Here is a 21713-nt window from a genome sequence, read left to right as displayed (position 1 = left end):
AAATAGACTTACTCTATTCAATATTTAATTATTAATAGGATACTAAACTTAAACATTTTCAAATACTAATTTTGAAATTTTAGCTTTAGCGAACATCTATTAGATCATCTGAAAATATCTAAACGCATCTTTTATTGCCTCTTCTTTTTCTATTGGACAAATTGGTTGTTTTAAGTCTTCTTTTTTAGGTTTATTATAATTTTCTCTTTCTTTAATTCCACATTTTTCTTTTACTTGTGCTATATATAAATTAGATACTTTAAATCCAAACTTCTTAAAAACATAGTTTTGAATTTGTTTATAGGTTGCTTTACTTTCGGCACTTGTTAAGCCCATATCATCCATCGGAAGTTCTACACTAATATATTTCTTTGAATCTAGTTTGGAAAGCAACACGATTGTCTCCACGTGGCTCGTGTAGGGGAATAAATCGAAGACTCGCCATGTCTTAACCCGGTAGCCCAACTGGCGCATGGTTTCTAGGTCCCGCGCACAGCTAACCGGGTCGCAAGAAAACAGCGCCACCAAATCCGGATGCTGCGCACAAATCGCTCGTGCCACCGCTTTACCCAACCCTGAGCGTGGCGGATCAGCCACCACCAACGTGCCCTGACTAACCATCTCTCCCATCGGCAAAGAACGCAACAACTGTGGGGAAACATCACCGCGCCGTACTTCTACCTGGTCAAAACCAGCCTTCGCCAAATTGTAGGCAGCAGATTTCGTCGCCGGACCGTCACCTTCCACCGTGGTCAAACGCCCTTTTGCGCCCAGCCCCTGAGCTAGGAACAGTGAAAACAGCCCTGAACCGGAATAGAGCTCCCACGCTTCAAACCCCTCAATCTGACCGAGAGCATCCCGAAGTGCCGCCGCGAGGATTGCGGGAGCACGCCGGTCAGTCTGCCAAAATGACCCGGAAAAAATTCGGTATGTAAAAGTCAGGTCACTCACGTGGACCGTCTCCCGCACCCGCGAGGTTGTCGGCTCGCCGTCCACGCTGAAAGTCTGTCCATCGGCAAACAGTACCGGCGCAGAGTTTGACGGAGCAATGACACGCAGGCGGGTTCCCGGCGCAAACTCCCAATGCCGCCGGAACAAATCCAAGTCGACCAACTCGGGCACCAGCAGCGGAAAAGAACGCACCGTATGGACATTGTGAGCCGCAGCTTCATACATCCCCAATCCCCCGCCTTCGCAGACCGTAAAGCTCACGCGAGTGCGACCCGGCTCAGAACCAGACGATTCCACTTCCCAACCGGGATGCGCCTGATCCAGTTCCGCCAATAGTTCCGAACTGCCATTCCGCCTGATGGCGTCGCGCACCACGTCACGTTTCCAACGCAACTGAGCAGGATAAGCAACGTGCCCCAGTTCCACCCCGCCCAGGTCTTTAGTCTCCCCCTCGGGCCATATGTGTGGGACCCGGTCCGCACTGGCTGTTTTCACCTGCACGACACGCCCATAGGCAACTTTGGACCGCTCAGAAGTGACTTCTACCTCGACCGTTTCTCCCGGAAGTCCCCCTCGGACCATGATGACTTTACCTGCAGCCAGACGCCCCACGCAATATCCGCCATGAGCCGGTCCGCCCAGCGTAATGATTTCAGTTTGCATCAGATTCCTTTCCCCCCAATAAGCTGACCCAGGTGATTGTCACTCGTGCCAGTCGCACCAAATGACGAGCATAAGTGCGTTCAGCGGCATTGTGTAGCAATCCCAAAGCCTTACATTTCGGCACGTATCTCGGCAAATATACCGAGATAGAGGTCAGCGGATCCATATCAAGTTTCGCGTTGAGATATTTCTGAACCGACTGCAGGTGGTTGCCGCCCTCGTCCGGAATCAGGGTCAGCGTAGCGGTGATTCCTAACTCCTGCCAGCGGTGACGCACCCCCGTTTCATCCTCATCTGGCTCAAGCACGTGTACTACCTCGACATTAGGGTGATGCGCCGCCCACGCGTAACGGATGGCTTTTAGGGCAGACGCATTAAAACGCGACACCAGCACGAGGGCGAGAGTATGTTTCACCGGGGTTTCGGCGTGTTCGAGCTGCGACATTTTGTATTGCACCCTTCGGTAATAAAAGTTGAGTATGTAAATGAGCAGTCCCAGTCCGACCCAGGTGGCCAGCACATAGAACTCAAAAAATGAGTTAAACGCCACCGAAACCACAATCAGGATAATCAAGCTAATAATGACGCTGATAATGGCAATCCGGTAATACCGCTTGGATTGACGCCGCTGCGCGAAGGTAACCCCGCTGTGGAACCGAGAACGCCACATGCGCATCCGCGCGACCTGACCTAGGAAGCTAGAGATTGCCACGAAGGTCACCCAGGTCAGCGCCGCCACTCCCATACGGCTGTGCACCGTCAGCGCTACCCCGAACGTGACCGTCATGAATATCAAAATTGAAGCCGAACGACCTCGGCGCATCCACGACACGGGAACCTGATGTACCGTCAGGTCATGTCTGCTCAAATCAGCGAGCAAAGTGGAGGCACTGGAGATATAGATGTAAGCACTTATCAAGCATCCCACCGCGAACAGAGACATGACCGGGATGACCAACCACCCGTGCTTGTCCAGCAAAACACCCAGCAATAAAGCCAGGTTGCCCGGTCCTTGAATCACCGTATCCAAGCGGGTCCAATGGAATCCGGCAACCGTAAACGACAGATAGACCGTAGCGGCAAACATGGCTGCTGCTGAACCACCTAGAATCCGGAATATCAGCCCCGAAAGCGGCTGGCGATTCTCGTTGCGGAACAAAGTCACCGCGGGGGTCACGGGCACCAGCAGCAGCGCGGCTACAGCAGCAGCCCTCCACCCAGACTCCAGATTTGCATCGGCGACGGCGTTCTTGGCTTTCGTGGTGGAACTGAGCAACTCCAGCAAACCGGGCTTGGCTCCATTGCGCAGGTAATGCCAGAAACCGTATGCCAGCATCAGAAAACCAACCACGAATATAACCAGGGTGAGCCACGGAATCACCTTGCGGACAGGTTCGGGACGAAACAGCGCCAGCAACAGCAAGACGAAACCGGAAATTAAAATCCACACCCGATAACTTTCGGGCAGCCCCACGGAAACCACGATGAACGTGGTAGCGGTAGAGACCAACGCAGCTACGGCAACGACCATCGCCAGCAATGACGCCGCCGCGGTGAGGGCACCGAGAAACGAACCTAAGTTGGCTTGCACCAAGGCGGCTGTGGAATCTAAACGGTGGGTTTGCCCCAGGGAATACCCGTGGGCGAGCGTTGTTATCAACCCAGCAATCAGCATAAACGCTACAATCCACAGGGCTACTGCAGAGAAAATCGGTCCCGAATATGCAATCAAAGAGGGGAATACCGAAGCCGCAATGAGGGCAGGGAACCAAAATTTTGGTGCGAAGAATGCCAGCTGGATAAAGTTCTCCCGCCAGCCCTCTCGAGGAGTTAGATTCTTCAACACGTCTCAACTTTAGCCGCTCGGATTCAAACCGGAAAGAATTTACCTCCCGAACCCCTGAAATGTCGCCGAATTTAAGCCTTTCAGGTTATGTTTTAAGAGTGCATTTTGTAATCATGGGCTGTGGACGCGTCGGAACCACGCTGGCGAAAGCGATTGAGGACCGGGGGCACACCCTGGCAATTATTGACAACAACACGGAATCTTTCCGTCGGCTGTACAAAAATTTTCAGGGGCAAAAGCTGACTGGTGAGGGGTATGACCGCAACACCCAGCTCCAGGCTGGCATCGAGGACGCCTACGCTTTCGCGGCGGTGGCTGATGATGACAATGCCAATATCCTGGCGGCACGCATGGCTCGCGAAATTTATCATGTAAAGAAAGTGGTGGCGCGAATTTCCGACCCCCGTCGCGCCGAAGTTTATGAACGGTTGGGTATCCCTACTATCGGTTCGGTGGATCGCACCACCGCATTATTGCTGGCGCGAGTCTTGCCGCTACCCCCGGATGTCGTATATACCGAGGACACCGGATATTTGAGTCTGTGCCGCGTGCCCGTGGGCCCCAGCTGGGTCGGGCACGAGATTTCCGCTTTAGAGGCTGAGCTGGGGATTCGAGCGGCTTATGTCCTGCGTTTTTCGAAAGTGCTGATGGTTGAGGCTTCGACCGTGTTACAGGAAAACGACGAGTTGTTTTATTTCGTTGCCGAGTCTCAACGTGAAGCGGTGGCGTCCCGTTTGGCGAGGAATTCCAAGGAGTAATCATGCTGATTGTTATTGCCGGGGCGGGCTCAATCGGTCGCTCCATCGCCAGGGAGCTGCTAGCCAGGGGGCATCAGGTCACAATTGCCGACTCCAGCCCCGAGGCGATGAAAGTTTCCTCAGTTCCAGAGGCGAACTGGATTCTGGGAGACTTATCCACTCCCGAGACCATGGAACAGGCGGGGGCAGCGCAAGCCGATGTGGTCGTTGCGTCTACCGGCAACGACCAGGCTAATCTGGTGATTGCACTTCTGGCCAAAACTCAGTTCGGGGTACCTCGGGTGGTGGGTCGGATTAATAATCCCAAGAATGAGTGGATGTTCAATGAGTCTTGGGGCGTGGACGTGCCGATTTCTACCCCCCGGATGATGACTGCCCTGGTCGAGGAGGCCTTGAGTGTTGGTACTTTGGTGCCGATATTCCGGTTCAATAACTCCCACAACGGATTATTTTCTATAGTCCTTTCCGCTGATTCCCCAGTTTTGGGCAGGAACCCGGGCGAAATTGAGTGGCCCACGGGGGTTTTGCTGACTGCGGTCATGCAAGACGGAACAGCGCTGGCTCCGCACCTGGTCGCGAGTTTACGTGCTTCAGATCAGCTGTTGTTCCTGTTCCCCGAGCAGAATGAAGAAGCGATTGCCCAGGTCGGAAAGCTTCTGACAGTTACGGACGCCGCGGATTCAGCAAGCGCTGTCGGGGGTGTGGGCAGCGTCGGTGTCGGAGGAACCGACGCCAGCGAGACCGGAGTCGAGGAACTTCCCGTGAGTGCGACGCAGCAGGAGCCAACTCAGGTAGAGCGCCACGGCGAATAGAGGCACACCCAACAGAATCTGGAAGGTTCCCAGCCAGGGCACGTTTCCTCCCAGGTAGAGAGGTGTTTTCACAGCTAGACGGAGCGTGAATACTCCCAGCCAGATGACTGTCACCGCGTAATATGCCTGTTTATCTGCCTTCAGTCTCGGATTTGTCCGCCAGCGCAAACCCTGGGCACGAAACCATCCGACTAACAGACCGATAACGGGGAAACGCACCAAAATCGACACCAAAATCACGGTGGCATAAACCGCATTAATAATTAGGCTCAGCAAGAAGTAGTTCTCGCCTTTGCCGCTGAACATGGCCCACAGCACACCGATGATGACGACCCAGAATCCTGCAAATGCTTGCATAATCGAGGAATGACCAATAAGCCGCGCGATAATCAAGCCCACAGCAAAGCCCAACGAAATCGCACCGGCTTTCAGGACATCGCAGCCTGCCACAAACGCCACCACAAAAACCAGCGTCGGTCCGATGGACTCGATAATGCCGCGCCACCCCCCTACGGCTTGGCGAAGGGAGAATTCTTCCGCATCCAGCTTGCCCCCCATGTTCCGCCCCAGGGTATCTTTGAAGTCATTGAGCCCGGCAATAATCGCTTCTTGGTCGTTTTCTTTACTCATTCGTTGCTCCCAAGAGGTGATAGTCAGGGTTAATCAGTTCTACACCGTCCGACCCTTGTAACGGAATGCCGCACACTTGCAGACGGCGCCCCAAGGTCACTCCGGGAACCTCCATCCGCCCCAGCCAGCGCACGTTAATGAATCCCCCGGCAGTTTCCAGACATATCCGGAAAGACGGTACGTCGGCGGGAGACAGGAAAGACGTGGAAAGCACGGTGCCGACACGCGTAATCTGTTGACGTGGTGACATGGTTAACTCGTCTGCTCGCCGCGCGATTAGGCTTGCTGCTGCTCGCGCAAAGCTGCCAACTGACGTGCCAAATCGTCAGGCAAAACCACGGGGATGACCGAGCGTGGACTCATCGGTCGGGAACCGCGCACCACCACGACCTGACGGACAGCTTTCTCCAACGCCTGCAAATCCGGGTCATCAGCTTGCACCATGCCGTTAAAAACCAAGCGCACAAACCAGTTCGGACCGTCCACTCCGCAATAGCGAACCTGTACGCGTCCCCGGTTGCCCTGAGCGTCTTGTGCTGCTAACTGTACGAACAGTTCGGTACCGAAGCTTCCTTCGCGTTCTTCACAAGTGTTGCCCGCAGCGGTGGTCTCTCCGCGCACCTGCGCACGCAGTTCAGGCCACAAGCGCTTTGATTTCGGCGCGGCAACTGCCAGGAGTTCTACCGCTGCCTTACCAATCTGCATGGTCAGAGAACCAAAAGTTTTTTCATCCAGCGGAGATTCCGGATGCACCGCCAGACCGGGAATTTGAGGCAGCAAGAACACTCCGAAGTCTGCGTACTGGGAGGTGTCCTGGTCAGCAAGTTGTTTGACGTCCCGGGGACCTGCGGGCTGGTCTTTCGTCTCCACAGCCTCGGACGATACCGGAGCTGAATCGGGTGTCCCCGAGGTTACCGCACTGGTGGAATCGTCTTGAAGCTCACGAGCATTCGCAGTTTTCTGACGTCGCTTAAAAAACAGTCCCATCAGGCTACACCCGCACAATCCATGCACACCGGCTGACCGTTTTCCTCCCCAGCCAGTTGTGACGCATGATGCACAATAAAGCATTGTGAACACACGAACTCGTCGTCCTGTTTGGGAACTACCCGAACTGAGAGTTCCTCATTGGATAAATCCGCGCCAGGCAGCTCGAAGGAATCGGCAGCTTCATTCTCGTCCTCATCAACGGAAGCATCTTCGGAATTCTTTCGCTGAGTCTTTAACTCCTCGATGGATTCCTCAGGATTTTCCTCATCTCGCTTGCGCGGGGCATCGTAATCGGTGGCCATTGCACTCCCTTAAAATAAACGATTTGGTGCGTCGCGATATTAGCACTACTTTAAGGAAATTGCGACCTGTCGGCAACGCTACGGCGGGTTGACGTGAAAACTGCCCCCGATTTTGGCAATGTTTAGTCCAGGAGGAAAAATGCGCAGCCTTTCTTTGCTTGGAATTCATACTGACGGCGAACACCTTGTGTTAGTTGACACAGAAGGTGAACGCTTCCTTTTACCTCTCGACGAAGAGCTGCGCTCCATAGTGCGCCAGCAGCGTAGGAAAGTTGTGGCGGCGCTATCCGCTTCCAACACCCAGGATTTACGCCCCAAAGACATTCAAACTTTGATTCGCGGTGGCGCGTCCGCCCAAGAGGTCGCCACCAGCGCCGGCATGGACTTGGCTCAGGTGAAACGTTACGAAGCTCCGGTTTTGGCAGAACGGATTTATACTGCCCGTCAGGCTCAGGAAACTCGGGTTTCGCCTGATAAAGATGCCCCGGCTCTGGGCGAGTTGGTTATCGACCGCTTGGCGACCCGCGGAGTCAGCCCCACTTCCTTGATTTGGGATGCCACCCGGCAACCCGGCGAAAACTGGCTGGTTCACCTGGAGTTCGTACAGGACGCCAAAGCCCTGGAGGCAAACTGGGACTTTGACCACGAAAACCGCACGTTGACGGCATTGGACGAACAGGCACGCTGGCTGACAGAGACCGCTACCCCCGCCGGTTCCGACACCCTGCTGAGCCGAGGACATTTCCGCTTCGGTTCTGCCCCAGAGACTGAGGTTTCCCCCTCTCCAACCACCAAACCCATCCCGGAACAATCTCCAGAAACGAGCGCTACCGAAGCTCTGCTCGAAGAGCTGAACGCTGCTCGAGGAACCCGGCTTTCCGTGGTGACCGGAGACGAAGAAGACGATGTTTCCGCGATGGAGGCAGCCATTGCGTCCGGGTTTGCCCCGGATGCTGAGACTGCACCGCCAGCCGCACCCACTCCAGACGCTGTTTCGCCGCTCCCAGATGCGGACGTTTTGTCCCTCGAAGCCGCGAAACGCCAGTCTCCTCCAGCTGCCCAGTCACCCGCACTGCCCACAGATAGTGGCGTGTTACCGGGGATGGAAGATTTGCAGCCAAATCCAGCTCAGCCTGCCGCTGACACAGGTAGACACACCACACGCCGGGGGCGTGCTGCCATGCCTTCTTGGGACGAGATTCTGTTTGGCTCTAAGGCAGACTGAGAGAGACTCAGCTGACATAACGCAGCAGCGGAACGCGCATTTCTGATTCGCTCAAGCCCCCGTGCAGACCTTTCATCTGGAATACCTGTTCTTTGAAAAATCGCGAGTCCAAGGTCTGACCTGTCCCCGCTGCAAATATGACCACATCGCCCAACAGTTCCTTCCGGCGCACCGGGGTGCCGTTGTAGGCAGCAAATAAGGCTTCTGCCTGGTCGCGATTCAGCACTTTGGCTGGCCCCAGCAGTGTCTGCAGCGTTTCTTGCAGCACCGCTGCCGCTCCCGGCTGGGCGTGGACGTGCAGGACGCGTCCTTCCCCGCTGGCGTCAGCGATAAATTCTGCCGCCGCAGTCTTTGCCAAATCCACGGTGACTTCAGGGGACGTGTTCAACATGCCGTGATCTGCGGTGATGATGACCCTCACTCCTGGTGCCAGACTATCCAGCATGATTCCAATGGCGCGATCAGCCTTTTCCAAGTTTTTCACCCACTTATCGGATCCCACCCCGTAACCATGTCCGGCATGATCGACTTCTGCGATATAGAAATACGTCAGTCCGCCCTGTTTCGACACGTTGGCGGCATCACGGGCTCGTGCCTCCAGGTTTTCAGAAGCCACATACGTCGCGCCCCGCAGGGCAGCTCGAGTCAGTCCGCCACCGATAAATTTTTTCGGTCCCAAAGCAAAAGCCGGAATTTTCGCCGTGTGCAGTCGCTCAAACCAAGTCGATTCGGGTTGGAATTCTTCGGTCCGTCCCGGATAATCCTCGAAGGTAATCAAGTTAAATTTCGCCTGTGCCACCGGGTCTATCAGCTGGTAGGACAGCATATTGTGCCGTCCGGGAGCCAGCCCGGTCAGAGTGGAAGTAATCGCGGCTGCAGTAGTGGAGGGGCACACGCTGCGAGCGGTTAAGGTCTGTCCCGAGGCTGTGGCGGCTTTCACCAGAGCACGTAAGTTCGGTGCATGTCCCAGGTATTCGTTCAAGTTCCACCATCCCAGACCGTCAATCAGGACGAGGACGACTGGGGCTCCGGCAGGGCTATCAGTCGAATCCGGGGCGGAGGGAGGCTGCTGAGGTAAGGTGGACCAGCCAGCAGCCGCAAATTCGCTTTCCAGCAGGGCATCGAGGCGTAAATCAGCATCGCCCGCAGCCATGATTTCAGTGTGAAATTCCGTGTTGCTCACCCTTCCATTCAATCATTTCCGACCCCGCCGGTGTGGCAAGCGGCGTAAGAGCAGGAAAAATCGTAAGAATTGATGTCATGTCTGACTCCTCCCTCGAACGCATCCAAGACATCGACATCAACGAGGAAATGGAGCATTCCTTCCTGGAATATGCCTATTCAGTCATTCACGCGCGCGCCCTACCAGATGCAAAAGACGGGTTGAAACCAGTCCAGCGTCGCATCCTGTTCCAGATGAAACAGATGGGTCTGACACCTGATAAAGGACACGTCAAGTCGCAACGTGTCGTTGGTGATGTCATGGGTAAGCTGCATCCGCACGGAGACTCTGCCATCTACGATGCCCTGGTGCGTCTGGCACAGCCTTTCACCATGCGCGTGCCGCTTATCGACGGTCACGGCAACTTCGGTTCGCTGGATGACGGCCCCGCCGCCGCGCGTTACACCGAGGCTCGCTTGGCTCCCGCCGCTTTGGCACTGGTGGACGATTTGGACGAGGACGTTGTCGATTTTGTGCCAAACTATGACAATCAGCTCACCCAGCCTGCGGTGCTCCCAGCTGCGTTCCCGAATCTGCTGGTCAACGGCGCTAACGGGATCGCGGTAGGCATGGCGACTAACATTCCACCTCACAACGTGGGCGAAACGATTAACGCCGCCATTCACTTACTGGATCATCCGCAAGCCGACACCGCGGAACTGATGAAGTACTGCCCCGGTCCGGACCTTCCCGGAGGCGGAATTATTGTGGGCTTGGACGGAATCCGTGAAGCCTACGAAACCGGGAGAGGCATTTTTATCACTCGTGCCAGGGCGACCATCGAACAGGTCACGGCTCGTAAGCGTGGCATTGTCATTACTGAACTGCCTTACCAGGTCGGTCCCGAGCGAGTCGCGGAAAAACTGAAAGAATCTGTCAGCTCCGGAAAGGTCAAAGGTGTTTCGGGCTGGCAGGACCTCTCCGATCGGACGCACGGAATGCGCCTGGTGGTCGAGGTTAAGAACGGTTTTCATCCTGAAGCTGTTTTGGCTTCGCTGTATAAGTACACTCCCCTGCAGGAATCTTTCGGCATTAATACCGTCGCCCTGGTCGATGGCCAGCCGCGCACGCTGGGTCTGAAAGCAGCACTGCAGGTGTTTGTCGACCACCGTGTGGAGGTCACTCGACGGCGCAGCGAATTCCGTCTGAAGAAAAAGCAAGAACGCCTGCATTTGGTCGATGGGTTGCTCATTGCCGTGCTGAATCTGGATGAGGTCATCGAGGTCATTCGGACCTCGGATGATTCCGCCGCGGCTCGTCAACGTTTGATGACAGTATTCGATTTGTCCGAAGCCCAGGCGGAGTTCATCCTAGAGCTACGGTTGCGGCGGCTGACTAAGTTCTCCCGCCTGGAGCTGGAGGCGGAAGCTGATGAGCTGCGACAAGCGATTGCCGAACTGGAACAAATTTTGGCATCCACCGAAAAACTGCATGACGTGGTACGTTCCGATATGCGTCAGACCGCGGCGCGTCTGTCTACGCCACGTCGTACCGTGTTGCTGGAAGAGGACGGTTCAGCTGTGGCGGCTTCAAAAGACGCTGCACTGCCGGTTTTGGGGGCGATGACGGTGTCGGATGTGCCCCTGGAGGTTCCCGATGTACCGTGCCGGATTATCCTGGGTGCCGACGGGCGAGCTATCCGTTTGACACATACCGGTCCCGTGACCCGTTTAGAGGGTTTCAACAGCACCATCGCCGGCTCTATACTGACCCATACGCGAGGGTCTTTCGGAGTCGTGACTTCATCGGGTTTTGTGGTGCGTCTGGACGTGTTGAGTCTTCCTCCGGGGGAAAAGTCCTCATTGGCTGACTCTGCCGGCGCTAGTAGCGCAACTGCCGCAGGTTCAACCGAAACTGAGGATATAGAGTTGAGTCTCACGGAAAGTGCGCCCCTCTGGTCTTTTGACGGCGCCCCGCAACTATCAGCTGCAGCTCGTTTGGAGGACGGGGAAACTGTGGTCGGTATCCTCACCTTGGATAAAGACGAAACGGTCGGAATGATGACCGCACGCGGCATCGTGAAACGGATGCGACCGGACTATCCCAGTACCCAAGACCGCTTCAGCATCATCAATCTGGAGGGTACGGACCAGTTGATTTATGCCGGAGCTTGCCCGGATGACGCTCAAATCGTGATGATTTCAACGGATGCCCAGCTGCTGCGAACTCCCGCTAATAAAGTTCGCCCCCAGGGGCGCAATGCCGGCGGGGTCGCAGGTATGAGTCTGAAAGAACACACGCAGGTCATTGCCGGAGCTATCGTCCCTGATGAGCTGGTTGCAGCTACTACCGTCGCCACTGTCGCTGCCATTATGAACGCGATGCCGGGGGCGAATCAAAGTTCCATTAAACTCACACCGCTGGATCGCTATCCCGTAAAGGGTCGGGGCGCACAAGGGGTGCGGGTGCAGCGTTTCCTAAAGGGCGAGTATGCGCTCGATATGGCTTTTGTGGGTCCGGATCCAATACACGCCATCGATGCCCACGGTAAGCCAGTCAAACTGCCAGAATTAGACGAACGTAGGGATGGTTCTGGATCGAACTTGAAATCTAATATCGCCTATTTTGGCTAATACTCGATTGCAGTATATTTTCTATCCTCATCGTTGCACCGGAGTCTGAGACGTCGAGAGACGCTCCCGCAAGCAGGGTCTTTACTGAGATTTACGCCCGATTTTCTCTCTTTTTCGTCTCGATAGCACAGAGGCAGACTCACGATTCATTTTTGCGACTTCTTCCCGCAGGGCGGAAGCATCCGCAGGCTCTGTAGTTTCGGCAGGTAGGTTCACCACCCACTCAGTCGAACCTCCTGTAACTTCATACCCGAAGTCAGTATAGAGTTGTGCGACATCAGTCGGGTTTTCCTGATCCAACCCTACAGCGGCGTATTGCATTCCCGATTCTTGGTATGAAGCGATGGCATGAGATAGCAAAGCCGCCGCTACCTGCGTCTCCGCATAATCAGGCAGGACCCCCAGGATTTCAGTATAACCTTGGGTGAATCCCATTGCCTCCCAATCTTGCTCATAGCGGGCAGATAGCAAATACCCGGCTATTTCGGCGACATCACTGGATTTGTCCAAGGCGATAAATGACCATTGCGGGGCAAAGAAGGGTCGGCTCGATTGCCAGGTCTGCATATCTTGGGCAGGTGCTCCGGCTGCTAAAGACATCAGCTCGTTGTGAGCCCGACGCACATGGTCATCAAAGTCCGGTGACCACGGGATAATTTCCAGATATTGACCGGGGGCTACCAGTTCTCCCGGAGCTGCCAAATCACGACGCAATTCCAGATAAGTATGGGCGGGAAGAAAACCGCTGGCGCGCAGCTGTGGTTCGGCACCACTGGCTGCCTGGTCCACGAAACACACAATCTGGGCAGGACGCGGCTTGTCTGTCAGCATAGTGTGCGCAGTCTGGACTTCCCACTGGAAAATGATGGAACCGACCCCACGATTCCGCCAGCTCGCTCCCACTCCTCCGGAGCAAATCGCTTGTACTCCGTCGGTTTCGTCGATACGCACAATGGCGTAGGCGACCATCCGCGAGTCCTGATCCCAGGCGCTTAGTCCGCAAAATTCAGATTGAAAGATTGAATCAACTTCCGCCGGGGAAGTCCGGTAGGGCGGATTGTCGATACGTTCCATCTCGACAATGAGTCGCATCAGGTCTGGCTTATGCGTGACCTCCAGCGGTTTCCAGGTGAGTCCTGGAGTGGAAGCTGGGTACGCAAAAAGTTGAGCCAAATCTCCCCCTCGCTTGTTAGAAGCCGTTGCCATGACTTTGATTGGTTCCTGGTGAAATCGGACACCAATCCGGAGCTTATCTGACGATTCTAGGCGTCAATCATCTCGGCGTCCAACTTCGAAGCTCCCTCGATGATGAATTCTCGCCGCGGTGGCACTGCCGAACCCATCAACAACTCAAAGACTTCTTCTGCCCGATTGACAGCGGCTTCATCGCTTAAACGGATTCGCCGCAGCGTGCGGTGTTGCGGATCCATGGTCGTTTCTGCCAACTGGTCGGCGTCCATCTCGCCCAAGCCTTTGTAACGCTGAATGGGTTCCTTGTAGGTTCGTCCGGTCTGTTCCAGTTTCCCCAGCTCTTTATGGAGCTGATCCTCTGAATAGGTGTAGAGGAATTCGCCGGGCGTCTTGCCTTTCGCGTTGACCTGAATCCGGTGCAGCGGCGGGACGGCAGCAAAGACTCGACCTGCGGCAATCATGGGTCGCATATAGCGGAAGAACAGGGTCAACAGCAGCGTGCGGATATGCGCCCCATCCACGTCCGCATCCGTCATCATGATGACTTTGCCGTACCGGGCTTGTGAAATGTCGAAAGTGCGCCCCGACCCAGCCCCGAGGACCTGGATAATCGCCGCGCATTCCGCGTTAGCCAGCATTTGGGCAGTGCCGGTCTTTTGCACGTTGAGGATTTTGCCGCGAATCGGGAACAGAGCTTGAAATTCGGAGTTCCGAGCAGCTTTCGCGGTGCCCAGCGCAGAATCGCCCTCCACGATGAACAGCTCGGATTTCTCGACGTCGTCACTGCGGCAATCCACAAGTTTCGTCGGGAGAGTCGAGGTTTCCAGCGCGTTTTTCCGTCGCGTAATCTCTTTGGACAGCCGAGCGGACAGGCGTGAACGCATCTCTGCCACGATTTTGTCCAGAAGGGCGGAAACCTGGTTTTTATCCTCGCGTTTCCGGGAGTTCAGCTTTGCTTCCAGCTCCTCAGTCACGACTTTGGTCACAATCGGCTTGACTTTGGCGCTGCCCAGGGCTTCTTTTGTTTGCCCCTCAAATTCGGGTTCGGGCAAGCGCACGGTGATGACGGCGGTCATGCCTGTCAGAATGTCCTCTTTCTCGATTTTCGATTCTTTAGCGCCCAGTTTCAGACGCCGTGAGTTGGCTTGGATTGCCGCGCGCAGGGTTTTCACCAACCCCGCTTCGAAGCCCGCCAGGTGCGTGCCACCGACCGGGGTTTCGATAATGTTTACGTAGCTTTGTTCCACAGTGTCATAGCCCACTCCCCAGCGCAGCGCCACGTCGACCTCACAGGTGCGCTCCATCTCTTTAGGCTCCAAATGACCCGTCTGTTGGTTCGGCACTTGCACAATCTCCATGAAGGTGCCGCTCCCCTGTAACTGCCAAGTGTCAGTGATGGCACGGTCCGGCGCGAGATAGTCCACAAAGTCGACCGTACCGCCCTTGTGCAAGAACGTATCGGTGAGAGTTTCCTCTCCACGCAGGTCGGTGATGGTGATGGCCAGACCGGGAACCAGGAACGAGGTTTTGCGCGCCCGATTAGACAGGTCCTCGTAGCTGAAGTCAACCTCCTTGGGGAAAATCTGGTAGTCCGCCCAAAAGCGTACCCGCGTCCCGGTGGTACCTTTCTTAACCTTGCCGAGCTTCGTTAGCTTGGAGGAATCCTCGAAAGGTAGGAAAGCGTTGTTGGGGTTCAGTTCCTCCGTGTCGCTGAACACGCCGGGTTCGCCCCTACGAAACTGCAATCCGTGGGTGTAACCATCCCGGTCGACCGCCACGTCCATACGGGCGGACAGGGCGTTGACCACCGAGGCACCCACCCCGTGCAAACCTCCCGCGACCTTGTACAGTCCGGCATCGAATTTGCCGCCCGCGTGCAGTTTCGTGTAGACGACTTCCACACCGCTCAAGCCCGTGCCGGGCACTTCGTCTATCGGCACGCCACGACCGTTATCGCGCACTTCCGCTGAATGATCGGGATAAAGCACGACTTCGATGTGGTCACAGAACCCAGCCAAAGCTTCATCGACCGAGTTATCGATAATTTCCCACAGGCAATGCATGAGCCCGCGCTTATCAGTCGAGCCTATATACATAGCGGGACGCTTGCGCACCGCCTCCAGCCCTTCCAAGACGGAAAGGTGGTGGGCAGAGTAATCAGAGACATCTTTAGCTGTAACCACGGGCTATATCCTATGCGCCGTGGCGCTCCGGTTCAGGTTGCCTTGCCGGGCTTCGCGCTTTTTGCCCCCGCGCCCCCGGTTTTCACGCTGTGTCGCCACAGTAAACCGCTGGTAGACTAAAACGCTGATAACACATGAAAACCCACGACACAGGAGGCGTCGCCTTTGGAGCTGAAGGTTAAGACTTTTGCGCAACTCAGTAACACGGAACTGTATGCAATCTTGAAACTCAGGGCGGATGTTTTCGTGGTCGAACAGGCTTGCCCCTACCCGGAAATTGATGGGCGAGATGAGGATTCTCTGCACGTGTGGTTGGAAGAGGACGGCGAGATTCTGGCTTACCTGCGCGTCTTGGATCGCGGCGTGGAGAGCGAATATGTCTCGATTGGCCGCGTCATTGCTGCGCGCCGCCGCCAGGGCTTGGGTTCTGAAATCATGAAAGCGGGAATACGCGTGGCTCAAGAGCATTTCCACGCTGAAGCCATCTATCTGGAGGGACAGGTCTATGCCCAGGGGTTCTATGAAAACCTCGGGTTCCGTCAGATCTCCGAGCCCTACTTGGAGGACAATATCCCCCACATCAAGATGCTGCTCATACCAGCGGCGCAACGACTCAACTGATGTACCCAGCCGTGGAGCAATCTCGCTGATAGCCCGCCACTGCGTACACGACCTGTCATCAGACAGACGATCACCAACCATCCTCACCGCACGATTCCTAAACTCCAGCGAACACCCCTGCGATATGTTCCAATCCTCTCAAAAACAGATAGGAACAAAACCCAGGACGCTTCATCACTCAGCTCAGGGCTACAGCGGCGCGACGTCCCCCAGACGTCGCTGATACGCCATCCCCGCCATCAACGCGATAGCACACTCGTCTAACGGGAGTCGCGGTTAGTTCAAGTAATCGCGCAAAGACTGAGAACGAGCCGGGTGACGCAGCTTGGACATTGTCTTGGCCTCAATCTGGCGGATACGCTCGCGGGTGACCCCGTAGCGGCGCCCGATTTCGTCCAGAGTCTTGGGTTGACCATCCTTGAGACCGAAACGCATGGCAATCACGCCAGATTCTCGTTCGCTCAACGTGTCCAAAACACGTTGTAGCTGTTCTTGGAGCATCATAAAGCTAACGGCATCGGCAGGCACTACTGCTTCGGAGTCTTCAATCAAATCCCCGAATTCAGAGTCACCGTCCTCACCCAGCGGGGTGTGCAGGGAAATCGGCTCGCGACCGTATTTCTGGACTTCCACGACCTTTTCTGGGGTCATTTCAAGTTCTTGCGCCAGCTCATCAGGGGTGGGTTCGCGTCCCAGATCCTGCAGCATTTGGCGTTGCACCCGCGCCAGTTTATTAATGACTTCCACCATGTGTACCGGAATCCGGATGGTACGCGCCTGGTCTGCCATAGCACGGGTGATGGCCTGACGAATCCACCAGGTGGCGTAGGTAGAGAACTTGTAACCTTTGGAATAATCGAATTTTTCTACCGCACGTATCAGACCTAAGTTGCCCTCTTGAATCAAGTCAAGGAACAACATACCACGTCCGGTATATTTCTTTGCCAGAGCCACTACCAAGCGCAGGTTTGCCTCTAGCAGGTGATTCTTTGCCATCTGCCCGTCTTGAACGACATAGTGCAGTTCCCGAATCTGTTTCGGAGTCATGGTTTCCTGCTTAGTCTTCAACAGGTGCTCCGCGTACAGACCAGCTTCGATGCGCTTGGACAGGTCCACTTCCTGTTCCGCGTTCAACAGCGCGACCTTGCCGATTTGCTTCAGGTAATCCTTGACCGGATCGGAAGTCGCCCCAGCTACGGTCACCTTTTGAGCCGGCTCGTCCGCATCATCTTTTTCGGAGAGGGTATATTCCGCACTGGTCGAGGATTTAGCTTTAGACCCTAGTTTGGTATCTTTCGATTTATCCTCGTGGGAAGCGTCCTCGTCCTCGTCGTCCTCAGTATCCTCAGCGTCTTCCTCACTGTCTGCATCATCTTCTTCTTCGTCGTCGCCCTCGAGGTCTGCTAAATCCTCGATTTCCGGGTCTTCCAGCTCGCCTTCATCAGGTTCGTTGTCCTTATCTTCGACTTCTTCCTCGATTTCGTCCTCGACTTCGAGTTCCGGAGATTTTACAGACTCTTCAGGTAGTTCTTGATTGGTTGCAGACTTCCTCCGCTTCGTACCCGTGCTCGTCTCCGTGGCTTTTGCCTTGGAGCTCCGGGTTTTCCGAGTAGTGGTCTTTTCACCTGATTTGGCACTGGATTTTGCTCTGGTCTTGGTGGTGGATTTCGCCGCGGTTTTCCCTGCAGTTTTAGCGCCAGTCTTTGTGCTAGCTTTCCCGCCAGATTTAGCAGCGGTCTTGGTAGCCTTCGCTGCGGCGCTCTTGGATCCGGTCGATGCCTTAGATTTCGTTGCAGATTTGGCGGTTGATTTCGCCTCCGACTGCGCCTTAGAGACTTTCTGTCCCGCCTTGGTGCTAGCTTTCCGAGTGGTGGAACCAGCTTTGGCGCCTGCTGCCTTGCCGACAGTCTTCCGAGTGGTAGTAGGGCTGGTTTCGCCTTGATTTTCAAGGGACTTTTCGCTGGTAGACACCGAGAACCTTTCGCATTGAGGAATTGTTTCAAAACGTACAAGGCACAATTATAATTTCATACTAACAAAATTGCTCATGACATGGTAAATTTGGGTCATGCTCGAGGAAATTTCCCTAATAGCTGACGTGCGCTCCGGAGTCAGCGCCCGACTTGCCGAGCCGTGGAAATATTGCAACAGCAAAGCCTTAACAAACGCGCAGCTAGACGGATTCTCTGCCCCCGCTAGCGGACTACTCACCCGGGGTAAGCGTTTCCGAGCCATCGCCGCCTACATGGGTTGGATTAGCGCCGCCGGTCCCCTGCGGACAGGTGAGATTCCCGACCAACTGCTGGACCTGGGCGCCAGTCTCGAGCTGTTTCAAACCTCAGCTCTGGTTCATGATGACATCATCGACAATGCCATAAAACGTCGCGGTCTACCTGCTGCGCAAATCGCGTTTATGACGTCTTTCCCCATGGGTGGACCTCGTTTCGGCGATTCCGCTGCTATCTTGTGGGGAGACTTGCTCTATGCGGCTGCAAACTCTTACTTTTCCCAGGCCATCAGCACGCTTTCTGTGGAAAATGCCCATCGAGCCAGTAATTTCTTCGTTACGATGCAAGCCGAAGTGGCTTACGGACAGTTCCTCGACCTTTCCGCAGAGACTCGTGAGCTCTCACCTGATATGCCCCCCTCTCGGGAGGCGGCTATGGAAATTATCAAGCACAAGACCGCGCGTTACTCTGTAGTAATACCGCTGCTGTTGGGAGCGGCGTTGCGCGGCGCCAGTGATTCCCTCATTGAGCAATTGGAAGGATTCGCCACTCCCTTGGGCGTGGCTTACCAGCTGCGTGACGACGATTTGGGGATTTTCGGAGATCAAGAACTGACCGGAAAACCCTCCGGTGACGATATTCGTTCTGGGAAACGTACTGCACAGCTCGCTCTCGCTTGGGAAATGACTGATGACCGAGGGCGAGACTACTTGATGCGCTACTGGGGAGCGCCGGACTTGACCCCACCCATCATCGACAACATTTGCGCCATTATCACCGGTTCCGGAGCCCGACGCGCGATTTCTGACCTGATGAATGAGCACCTGGAGCAATCCCAGGAATTCCTAGACGCTATGCCGTGCGACGCAGAGGTGAAACGACAACTCGCCGCTTTCGGTTCCTCCCTGGTGAACCGCGCCAGCTAATCAGCACTAACTATTCAGAGTGCCAAAGCTCCTGCCACCCTACGCACAGCTTTCTTGCGTCCCGCCCGCAGTGCATTCAACGGGGTGTCCCCTAGGCTGTCGTCCACGCTGAGCATCCAGTTCATTGCTTCGACATCGCTGAACCCGCCATCACGCAACAGGATCAAGGTACCCCGCAGGACCTCCAAGGGTCCGCAATAATCTCCCGCCGATTCAGCTGGCACCAGGAAGACCTGGGGAATACGCAGCTTTCCATCCTCTGGTGAGGGCAACGCTAGCAAAGATAATTCTTTGAGCCAGGAGCGGATAGCTTTCGGTTCCACACCCAGATAAGCCGCCGCTTCGCTGATAGTCAGCCAGTTATATTCCTTCCAGATTTCACTCACAATGCAAAACTAATGCAAAAAGCGGCGCGTCACGGGGAGGGACACAGAAATACGGAGCAATTTAACCTAGACTTTTGGGCGTGAGTGACAAAGAAACGGAAAATTTCGACGGTACCGGAGCTACGACCGCGGTACCGGCCCCCAAACCCACTTCTACAGGACGTCACTCCAACGGCAACATGCCCGATTCTTTCCCACCTGCCCAGTCCACCCCCGCCAGCCCTCAGGCTCCACGGGAACCTACGGATCACTTGGTGGGACAGACTATTGATGGTCGTTACGTCATTGAAAAGAGACTCGCCCGCGGCGGGATGGCTACCGTGTATCGAGCACGAGACACACGCCTGGACCGACCGGTAGCGTTGAAAATTATGTACCCCCACCTGGCAGAGTCCCAGGACTTCGTCGCCCGGTTTCGCCGGGAAGCGCGAGCGGCAGCAAAACTGACCCATCCCGGTGTGGTCGCGGTGTATGACCAGGGTAGTGCCCAAGGCTCTAGCTACCTGGTGATGGAACTGGTAAAGGGTCCTAACCTGCGTACCTACCTGCGTTCACGGGGGTGCCTGCCGGTCAGTGAAGCCCTCCAAATCACCAGGGAAATTCTCCAAGCCCTCGCCGCTGCGCATCGCTCCGGTCTGGTTCACCGTGACGTGAAACCGGAAAACGTGCTGCTGCCAGAAACCGGTCAGGTAAAGGTCGCCGATTTCGGTTTGGCGCGTGCCGCCTCCGAAGTTACCGCTGCCACTACCGGTTCAATCTTGGGGACAGTGGCGTACCTGTCTCCCGAAACCGTGTCGGGAACAGCCGCAGATTCCCGCGTGGACGTTTACGCCACCGGCATCATGCTTTTCGAGCTTTTGGCTGGAGTCCCCCCGTTTTCCGGCGATTCTCCCATCCAAATCGCCTACGCCCACGTGAACCAAGACGTTCCACGCATCAGGGAGACCCAGCCCTGGGTGCCACAGTCCGTCGATGACCTGATTGCGAAACTCACGACACGGGATCCTGCCAAGCGACCTTTGAACGGGGATGCTGCCCTGGAACTGGTTGACGAAACCATTGCTGGGCTTAGTCCCACCGAAATGGCGCTGCACGGCGACGCTCAGCCCGCACCCGACGCTGTTGAGGTCGACTCGGATCAGGAATTAACGCCGACTCTCAACGAAGTTCCCCTGCCCGGTGCCCCTGGCTCCCCTACGCATCACAAGTCTTGGTGGAAGCGCCGCCGGGAACGTCGGGCAAATTCCGTGCGGAACTCAGATGCCCCATCCGCAGATGCTTCCCACCGAAAGACGCGGTGGTTCTTAATTGGGGGAATTATCGGCGCCATAGTCCTGCTAGCGGCTATCCTGACCTGGTTCTTTATGTGGGGACCGGGTTCGTATCGACCCATGGTGGACGTGGTCAACCAACAGTGGTCGGATGCCTCCAAATCCCTCACTGCCGCCGACGTAACTTTTGAACGTGTGGATGTGTTTGATGACAACGTTCCTGCCGGGAACGTAGCCCGTACCGATCCAGCGCCGGGGAAACCCTTGGGACGTTTCCAGACGGCAAAGATTTTTGTCTCCAAGGGCGTCGAAATGCTGACGATGCCCGATTTGACGGGAAAGACTCAGGAAGAGGCCTTGGAGCTGGTGAAAAAGGCTCGCTTCAATGCCCCGCAGGTCAGCGAGGAATTCCATGACACCGTGCCGGAGGGGCAGGTTTCTGCCCAAGACCCTGCACCCAATGCCAGTGTGCCGCACAACACGATAGTTAAAGTTATGGTTTCCAAAGGTCGTCAGCCGGTTACGATGCTAGATTTGGTCGGCAAACCAGGTTCGGAAGCTCAAAGTGAATTGACCAAGGTTGGTTTACAGCCACAGGTTAAGGAAGAATTCTCGGATGGCGTTCCCAAAGGCAAGGTCATCAGCCAAAGTGTGGCTCCCAACACGACCCTCCACCGTCTCGACCAAGTGACCCTGGTGGTTTCTAAAGGTCCAGAGATGGCAGCAGTACCGAATGTATTTGGTAAAAGCGAAGGCGAGGCCCGCTCTGCCCTGGAGTCAGCTGGATTCACGGTGAATGTAAAGCGTACTTTCGGAGATTCCAAGCGGGTCTTGAATTCCAATCCAGGCGCCGGAACCCAAGCTAAAGTCGGATCCACGGTAACGATTACTCTGTTCTGAACGAACTTAAACCCGGCGGACCGGCGTCGCGACTG

At 55.5% G+C, this 21713-nt stretch carries 17 protein-coding genes and 1 pseudogene; 7 read left to right on the top strand and 11 right to left on the bottom strand.

Features of this window, described 5'->3' with window-relative positions; all coding sequences use genetic code 11:
- Nucleotides 1-99: 99 nt before the first annotated feature.
- Both HMPREF0576_RS02800 and HMPREF0576_RS02795 read right to left on the bottom strand, forming a co-directional pair.
- Nucleotides 100-1614: a class I SAM-dependent RNA methyltransferase gene (locus tag HMPREF0576_RS02800; protein ID WP_004010615.1), complete on the bottom strand. Its 1515-nt coding sequence runs from the start codon at nucleotides 1612-1614 to the stop codon at nucleotides 100-102.
- Nucleotides 1604-3460 carry a hypothetical protein gene (locus HMPREF0576_RS02795; protein ID WP_004010614.1) on the bottom strand — a complete coding sequence of 619 codons (1857 nt, stop codon included), beginning with the start codon at nucleotides 3458-3460 and terminating at the stop codon, nucleotides 1604-1606. Before HMPREF0576_RS02795 ends, HMPREF0576_RS02800 begins: the two co-directional genes overlap by 11 nt.
- 98 nt (nucleotides 3461-3558) lie before the next feature.
- On the opposite strand from HMPREF0576_RS02795, the gene HMPREF0576_RS02790 reads away from it, so the two are divergent.
- A complete protein-coding gene (locus HMPREF0576_RS02790) occupies nucleotides 3559-4218 on the top strand; it encodes a potassium channel family protein (RefSeq protein WP_004010613.1) in 660 nt (219 codons plus the stop codon).
- A 2-nt stretch (nucleotides 4219-4220) separates the two neighbouring features.
- The gene (locus HMPREF0576_RS09090; protein ID WP_004010612.1) at nucleotides 4221-5030 is read left to right on the top strand and encodes a potassium channel family protein; all 810 of its coding nucleotides are present in this window, start codon (nucleotides 4221-4223) and stop codon (nucleotides 5028-5030) included.
- 12 nt (nucleotides 5031-5042) lie between these two features.
- Here the strand turns inward: HMPREF0576_RS09090 and HMPREF0576_RS02785 are convergent.
- The 4 genes and pseudogenes from HMPREF0576_RS02785 to HMPREF0576_RS02770 form a co-directional block, all read right to left on the bottom strand.
- A pseudogene (locus tag HMPREF0576_RS02785) lies at nucleotides 5043-5588 on the bottom strand (DUF3159 domain-containing protein); the annotation flags it as partial.
- 64 nt (nucleotides 5589-5652) lie between these two features.
- Nucleotides 5653-5910: a single stranded DNA-binding domain-containing protein gene (locus HMPREF0576_RS02780; protein WP_004006717.1), complete on the bottom strand. Its 258-nt coding sequence runs from the start codon at nucleotides 5908-5910 to the stop codon at nucleotides 5653-5655.
- A gap of 26 nt (nucleotides 5911-5936) precedes the next feature.
- The gene (locus tag HMPREF0576_RS02775) at nucleotides 5937-6647 is read right to left on the bottom strand and encodes a DUF3710 domain-containing protein (RefSeq protein ID WP_004006716.1); all 711 of its coding nucleotides are present in this window, start codon (nucleotides 6645-6647) and stop codon (nucleotides 5937-5939) included.
- On the bottom strand, nucleotides 6647-6952 hold the full coding sequence (locus HMPREF0576_RS02770) for a DUF4193 domain-containing protein (protein WP_004006715.1): 306 nt from the start codon (nucleotides 6950-6952) through the stop codon (nucleotides 6647-6649). Before HMPREF0576_RS02770 ends, HMPREF0576_RS02775 begins: the two co-directional genes overlap by 1 nt.
- Nucleotides 6953-7091: 139 nt before the next feature.
- Here HMPREF0576_RS02770 and sepH point away from each other — a divergent pair, with 139 nt between their 5' ends.
- A complete protein-coding gene (gene sepH / locus HMPREF0576_RS02765; RefSeq protein ID WP_004006714.1) occupies nucleotides 7092-8177 on the top strand; it encodes a septation protein SepH in 1086 nt (361 codons plus the stop codon).
- Nucleotides 8178-8184: 7 nt separating this feature from the next.
- Here sepH and HMPREF0576_RS02760 read toward each other — a convergent pair whose 3' ends face one another.
- Complete coding sequence (locus HMPREF0576_RS02760; protein WP_245527313.1) at nucleotides 8185-9360, bottom strand: alkaline phosphatase family protein; 1176 nt, start codon at nucleotides 9358-9360, stop codon at nucleotides 8185-8187.
- 77 nt (nucleotides 9361-9437) lie between these two features.
- Between HMPREF0576_RS02760 and HMPREF0576_RS02755 the strand changes: the two genes are divergently transcribed.
- The gene (locus HMPREF0576_RS02755; RefSeq protein ID WP_004010609.1) at nucleotides 9438-11972 is read left to right on the top strand and encodes a DNA gyrase/topoisomerase IV subunit A; all 2535 of its coding nucleotides are present in this window, start codon (nucleotides 9438-9440) and stop codon (nucleotides 11970-11972) included.
- A gap of 81 nt (nucleotides 11973-12053) precedes the next feature.
- Here HMPREF0576_RS02755 and HMPREF0576_RS02750 read toward each other — a convergent pair whose 3' ends face one another.
- Nucleotides 12054-13145, bottom strand: coding sequence for an N-acetyltransferase (locus HMPREF0576_RS02750; protein WP_211575028.1), 1092 nt, complete (start codon nucleotides 13143-13145; stop codon nucleotides 12054-12056).
- 89 nt (nucleotides 13146-13234) lie between these two features.
- A complete protein-coding gene (locus HMPREF0576_RS02745; RefSeq protein WP_004010607.1) occupies nucleotides 13235-15346 on the bottom strand; it encodes a DNA gyrase/topoisomerase IV subunit B in 2112 nt (703 codons plus the stop codon).
- A 165-nt stretch (nucleotides 15347-15511) separates the two neighbouring features.
- Here HMPREF0576_RS02745 and HMPREF0576_RS02740 point away from each other — a divergent pair, with 165 nt between their 5' ends.
- The gene (locus tag HMPREF0576_RS02740) at nucleotides 15512-15967 is read left to right on the top strand and encodes a GNAT family N-acetyltransferase (RefSeq protein WP_004010606.1); all 456 of its coding nucleotides are present in this window, start codon (nucleotides 15512-15514) and stop codon (nucleotides 15965-15967) included.
- Nucleotides 15968-16243: 276 nt separating this feature from the next.
- Here the strand turns inward: HMPREF0576_RS02740 and HMPREF0576_RS02735 are convergent, their stop codons facing one another.
- The gene (locus HMPREF0576_RS02735; protein ID WP_004010605.1) at nucleotides 16244-17938 is read right to left on the bottom strand and encodes an RNA polymerase sigma factor; all 1695 of its coding nucleotides are present in this window, start codon (nucleotides 17936-17938) and stop codon (nucleotides 16244-16246) included.
- A 97-nt stretch (nucleotides 17939-18035) separates the two neighbouring features.
- On the opposite strand from HMPREF0576_RS02735, the gene HMPREF0576_RS02730 reads away from it, so the two are divergent.
- Complete coding sequence (locus tag HMPREF0576_RS02730) at nucleotides 18036-19121, top strand: polyprenyl synthetase family protein (protein ID WP_004006704.1); 1086 nt, start codon at nucleotides 18036-18038, stop codon at nucleotides 19119-19121.
- A gap of 14 nt (nucleotides 19122-19135) precedes the next feature.
- On the opposite strand, the gene HMPREF0576_RS02725 is transcribed toward HMPREF0576_RS02730, so the two are convergent.
- Nucleotides 19136-19507, bottom strand: coding sequence for an Rv2175c family DNA-binding protein (locus HMPREF0576_RS02725; protein ID WP_004010604.1), 372 nt, complete (start codon nucleotides 19505-19507; stop codon nucleotides 19136-19138).
- Between the two features lie 179 nt (nucleotides 19508-19686).
- On the opposite strand from HMPREF0576_RS02725, the gene pknB reads away from it, so the two are divergent.
- Nucleotides 19687-21678, top strand: a complete 1992-nt coding sequence (gene pknB, locus HMPREF0576_RS02720; protein WP_004010603.1) for a Stk1 family PASTA domain-containing Ser/Thr kinase — start codon at nucleotides 19687-19689, stop codon at nucleotides 21676-21678.
- Nucleotides 21679-21713 lie beyond the last annotated feature (35 nt).

It is taken from the genome of Mobiluncus holmesii ATCC 35242 (assembly GCF_000185445.1).
In the GTDB taxonomy this organism is placed as follows: Bacteria; Actinomycetota; Actinomycetes; order Actinomycetales; family Actinomycetaceae; genus Mobiluncus; species Mobiluncus curtisii.
The sequence above is the reverse complement of the archived record's forward strand: the minus strand, read 5'-3'. Positions and strand labels throughout refer to the sequence as shown.